This is a genomic window from Microcoleus sp. S13_C3, assembly GCF_036700905.1.
Taxonomy (GTDB): domain Bacteria; phylum Cyanobacteriota; class Cyanobacteriia; order Cyanobacteriales; family Microcoleaceae; genus Microcoleus.
This window is the reverse complement of record NZ_JAUBPT010000273.1, coordinates 1-5586: the sequence shown is the minus strand read 5'-3', so window position 1 is coordinate 5586 and position 5586 is coordinate 1. Positions and strand designations below refer to the sequence as shown.

Genomic DNA, 5586 nt, shown 5'->3' with positions numbered 1-5586 from the left:
TAAGTATTTTTACTTATTCATTCGGGCCTAGCAATGTACTATACTATGTAGTGTTATTGAAGTGCGGAGTGTGGGATCCAAGCACCCGTTCTGAGAATACCACCTCGCCTAATTTTGCCTTACCTTTAATACCTGCTGCGATTCCCACTAACACTAAAAGCTTCGGATCGTGTGTTTGGATAACTTCCGTAGCAGCTTGGGAGGAATTGTAGTTGCCAGCACTGCCAATACAGCCTAAAGCCACACGATAATTTCTCTGGGTTCGTTCTGAAAAAAGTTCCCCGTGTAAATAAATCGTCTGGCTATCCTGAGTTTTAGTTCTGTTGTTAGAAATATCTTGAATACCCAGAGCAGCTTTCGCTGCCGCGAGTTCCTGCGGAATAACAGTCAAAATCGCGATATCTACTTTGCAGGTTTCCATTTTATATAGAGAAGCTTTTTGTCTACTATAACAATTTTTTTGGTGGTTAGGGATTAAAGATGCCATTTTGATTTTGGATGCGACGAATTAGAAGCCCGACTTTTTGAATAAGTCTGCATTCTGGGTATTGTTCACCAGAATCTCTGTGGCAAATCCGCAAAAATGAGTTTGAGTTCCGGTTCATTAACCCGCTTAATTGCTTTAGGAATACTTACCCACTGGCGCTTTCTCTTGCTAGCCTCCGGCCAAATTTCCAGAACTGCTTGCACTTCCATTAAAAATACTCCTACCAGCCAAGTACAGCCGGACTTTTGATACTCGTAAGTTCCCAGCAAATCCGGGAACACTTTACCCAACAAACCTGCTTCTTCCCAAGCTTCCTTGGCGGCCGAATCTTGGGGAGTCATGTCAGGTTCAATTAATCCTTTGGGAATCACCCAGCGCTTGCTAGCCGAAGAAGTAATTAGCATTACTTCAATTTGTCCGTCTTGAATACGATAGGGAATTACCCCCGATTGCTCTACCAATACAGCGGTTCTTATACTCATGATTTATGCAATATTCCTGGGTGAAAAAGATGCTATAGCCTTTCTCAGTAACATGAGGTACCCGACGTGCATAGGGCATTGGCCAAACAGGGCATTGGCCAAACAGGGCATTGGCCAAACAGGGCATACCTTACCACGCTTGAGAACCGCTATACTACTTCATCAAAGGTTTACAAATTTTAAAAAAATTGCCTTCTGATTCTCTATAATTCCTCAGTTCAGACAACAAAGTCGAGAATAAAGATATTTGGCTTTTCCCCTCTGTTCAAAATAGGAAATTCCCCTGCACTCCCAATGAACAATTATATTATTATAATAACTGCGCGAAATCCTCTACCGACAAGCAGATAAAAGCCGATCGCCAATATCTGCCTTGATCTGTGCCGGTATGGGGTTTTACACCTAATCTTTCTTCGCCTTAGCCTCCAAATTTTCCATCCGACTCCTCAAATCTTGATTCTCCTTTTTCACCTGGTCTAATTCCTCCCGCAACTGCTTTACCGCTGCATCAGAACCAGCATTTTTCTGAACTCTTTGCACAGCTTCATCAGCCATGCGGCGAACGCGGCCATCGGGAGTTTGGTCAGCTAAAGAACGCAAAATGCGAATGGCTTTGCGAGTTTGCATTTGTCCTAATCCCACTACTACAGAGACTTGAGTCAAGAAAAACGTCTCTTTAGATAATTCTGCCAATCGCTGCAAAATCCGTTCTAAATTGACCTTCGTTTGACCAGTCGAAATTGTGCCCAAAGAGCGAATTGCAGCCAAGCGCAAAGCTTGCGGAGTACCGGCGGCTGTGTATTTCAATATTAAATTCAGCGCATCTTCAGAAGTTTTCATCTGCGCCAAACCGGCGATCGCACCCGATCGCACTACCTCATTCCACCCCTGACGCTCTTTCAGCACCAATTTTAACTCTTTCAGTACCTGTTCGTCGGTCGGTTTTTCGTCGGGGTTAGCTGCTGCAATGGAGCCCATAGCTGTCGCTGCTGCTGCTTCTACATAATAGCTGTCGTCGCCTTTTTCGACGATCGATCTCAGCGCTTTATAAGTTTCGTGAGTTTGGATTTTACCCAGCGCATTCACCACAGCGCGACGAACACGAGCATCTTTATCTTTTAAACCACTTACTAAACCTTCAAAAACTTGGTCGAGTTTAATTTCAACTAACTGACCGGCAACTTCTGCCCGTACTGCCCAGAACGGCTCTTTCTTGAGAACTTCTGACAGCGTTTTCACCGCTTCCAGCCCTCCCTTCTTCGCCAAAGCTTGGGCAGCGTAAATCCGCGAAACCGGGTCTGGATCGAACTGCAACTGAGCTTTTAGTTCCGCAACTCCATACTCTAACACAACAGTTTTTAAGTATTTATTGCCGACATCAAAACTGATAAATGCAGGCTTCTCTTCGAGAGGGAAATAGAAGCTTTGCTCGCGTTCGTACACTCGAACTGTGAAAGTTTTTAGGTTCGCGGTTGAACGTGCATAACTGTCATCGTCTGCCTCTTTTTCCGGCTTGTAACCGAACCCGATCGGAATTTTCAGATCGAATACATCTTTGCTGTTGCCGTTGCCATTTTTGCTGTCTTTTACCTGAGTTTGGGTAACAGTCACTTTTGCTAATTTGCTGTCACCATCCCAGGAATAAGCAACCTTATAATCTGGATGGCCGCCACGATAAACGTACTGGTCAAACAAAAACATGAGATTGCGACCGGTAGCCTTTTCTATCGCCCTGAGCAAATCGATCGTTTCTACAGTTTTGTGAGCATTATCCCGCACAAAAGTGTGAATTGCTTTGTAAAATAATTCGTCACCCAACTCGGCACGAATCATGTGATAAACGCAAGCGCCTTTTTCGTACAAATGGCGATCGTACAATTCAATGGCTTCGCGGTAAACGTGAGTAACCATCGGGCGGCGGTAGCGGGAACTGTCTTCTGCTAAATAACTGCGGGCTTCATTTAACATATAGTAAGCCGCGTCTTCTTTGCCATATTCTTTATCAGTCCACAGCACCTCGGAATAAGAAGCCATGCCTTCTTTCAGCCAAGCATGAGACCAATGTTTAATTACTACTAAATCGCCGAACCACTGGTGAGCCAATTCGTGGGCAACTAAGCTTTCAGTACCTCGATTGTCGAGGCTGGCGCGTTCGTCTAACAAGCACCTATCTGTTAGCAAAGTTGTCGAAGTATTTTCCATACCGCCGAAGATGAAATCATCGACGCAGACTTGAGCGTATTTGGGAAAAGGATAAGGATAGCCAAATGCTTTAGAAAAAAATTCAATCATTTGAGGCGTTTTTCCCATGCTGCGCTTAGCGTCTGCTTCGCGGCTTCTTTCCACGTAATAATTAACTGGTTTGCCGTTCCATTCGTCTTTAATTTCGGCAAAATCTCCGACTGCTAAGGTCATTAAGTACGTCGGGTGTACCTGGGTTTGCGACCAGTGATAAATTTTCTCGTCTCCGTCGTTTTTTGTGCTAATTAATTCACCGTTGGAGATGGCAAAAAGTGGCCTGGGAACTCGCACTCGAATTTCGGAAGTTGCCAACTGTCCGGGATAGTCGAAACAGGGAAACCAGAAGCGGGAATCTTCGTCTTCGCCTTGAGTCCAAACTTGTGTTGGTTTGTCTGGATAGTTTTTGTCCGGGCCGACGAAATAAAGGCCGCGTTGGGGTTTTTCGACCGAGTAGTCGATCGCAATAGTAATTGGTTGGTAAGCTTCTGTTGGTTCGTGCAGTTGAATTTGCAGCACTTCGCCGTCGGTGTCGAAATTTTGCTCGGTTTCGCCAACTTTTACCGATTCAATGTTGAGGTTTACCGCATCTAAGGTTAATTTGTCAATACCGCTGCGGACTGGATTGATGCGGATGCTGCAAGTGCCCCGAAAGCTTTGTTTGGGAATATTCAGCACTAAGTCGAGGAAAATGTGTTCTACTTGACCGGGGCGATCCGGGTTGTAATGCGGCCGAGCACCGGGCATCTCGAAGGATTTGTGAGCGTTTTCAGAATCGAAGTAAGTATTTGACATTGTGATGGCAAAGTTGTGAGTCGAGCGGCGATCGCTGGCAGCGCCGATCCGGCTGAACTGCCAGCTTATTATAGAGTAGCGCGTCCTAGCTGCTGTTGTCGCTAACTTGTTAAAAACTGGGTCTATCGTTGAGGGGATGGAAAATATGATTTTTTCGTTACAATATCAGCAAGGTTAATGTCTGCAATCAACAGCCTGTAATAGAAATTGAGAGGGCAATCTGTATGACAGCTACACTATCAGTTCCCAGTTCCATCGAGTCTTGGCTGGGCGACGAAGCCGAAGACTTGCTCACCCATCAAGCAAAAGTTTCTAAAGATTTGTTGCACCTGCCGGGGCCGGATTGGGTCGATCGCATTTTTGCTCAAACCGATCGATCTCCTCAAGTTTTGCGATCGCTTCAGCAACTCTATTCTAGCGGACGCTTGGCAAATACCGGCTATTTATCCATCCTGCCAGTAGACCAAGGAATCGAACACTCAGCGGCCGCTTCTTTTGCACCGAATCCCATTTATTTTGACAGCGAAAACATCATTAAATTAGCAATTTCGGCTGGCTGCAATGCTGTCGCGACAACCCTGGGAGTTTTGGGAAGCGTATCTCGCAAGTACGCGCATAAAATCCCTTTTATTGTCAAGCTCAATCACAACGAATTGCTAACTTATCCCAATCAATACGACCAAATAATGTTTGCTTCAGTTGAACAAGCGTGGAATTTGGGAGCAGTTGCAGTCGGAGCAACAATTTATTTTGGTTCCCCGGAATCGACGCGGCAAATCCAAGAAGTTAGTCAAGCTTTTGCACAGGCTCACGAATACGGAATGGCGACAATTCTGTGGTGCTATCTCCGCAACGATATCTTTAAACAAGACAAAGATTATCACGTTGCAGCAGATTTAACCGGGCAAGCAAATCACTTGGGAGTGACAATTCAAGCTGACATTATCAAGCAGAAATTGCCCGAATGCAACAACGGTTACGAAGCTGTTGCTAAAGCTAGCGGTCACAGTTACGGCAAAACCGACAAGCGCGTTTATTCGGATTTAACAACGGATCACCCGATCGATCTAACTCGCTATCAAGTGCTCAACTGTTATGCGGGAAGGATGGGTTTAATTAACTCCGGCGGTGCTTCCGGGAAAAGCGATTTTGCAGAAGCAATTCGCACGGCGGTAATCAACAAGCGCGCTGGCGGCTGCGGCTTAATTTCCGGCCGCAAAACTTTTCAGCGTCCTTTTGAAGAAGGCGTAAAATTGTTCCACGCCATTCAAGATGTTTATTTGTCGCCCGAAATCTCGATCGCCTAAAATTTCACCGCACAGAGATTGGCCTCAATATTACAACCTAAACGTAGGTGTACACGACCCACAAATCGTCGTAAACGTAGGGTGCACACTGTGCACCTTACGTGATTAAAATTCCTTAATCTGGCGTTGCAACTTAGCTGTAATATTAATACTAGCTGAACATATATATAGCGGTTCTCAAGCGTGGTGAGGTATGGGGTGAGTCCTATGCCCTATGCCCTATGCCCTATGCCCTATGCCCTATGCCCTATGCCCTATGCCCTATGCCCTATGCCCT

At 45.5% G+C, this 5586-nt stretch carries 4 protein-coding genes; 1 reads left to right on the top strand and 3 read right to left on the bottom strand.

The window, feature by feature from the left end; all coding sequences use genetic code 11:
• Positions 1–43: 43 nt before the first annotated feature.
• The 3 genes from QUA16_RS35395 to QUA16_RS35385 all read right to left on the bottom strand — a co-directional run bounded on the left by QUA16_RS35395 (position 44) and on the right by QUA16_RS35385 (position 4002).
• Positions 44–487: a phosphorylase family protein gene (locus tag QUA16_RS35395; RefSeq protein WP_333109392.1), complete on the bottom strand. Its 444-nt coding sequence runs from the start codon at positions 485–487 to the stop codon at positions 44–46.
• A 65-nt stretch (positions 488–552) separates the two neighbouring features.
• Complete coding sequence (locus QUA16_RS35390; RefSeq protein ID WP_333109391.1) at positions 553–969, bottom strand: NUDIX hydrolase; 417 nt, start codon at positions 967–969, stop codon at positions 553–555.
• Between the two features lie 402 nt (positions 970–1371).
• Entirely contained in the window at positions 1372–4002 is a 2631-nt protein-coding gene (locus QUA16_RS35385; RefSeq protein ID WP_333109389.1) for a M1 family metallopeptidase, read from the bottom strand.
• Between the two features lie 224 nt (positions 4003–4226).
• Here QUA16_RS35385 and QUA16_RS35380 point away from each other — a divergent pair, with 224 nt between their 5' ends.
• Positions 4227–5309, top strand: coding sequence for a class I fructose-bisphosphate aldolase (locus QUA16_RS35380; protein ID WP_333109387.1), 1083 nt, complete (start codon positions 4227–4229; stop codon positions 5307–5309).
• Positions 5310–5586: the final 277 nt, after the last annotated feature.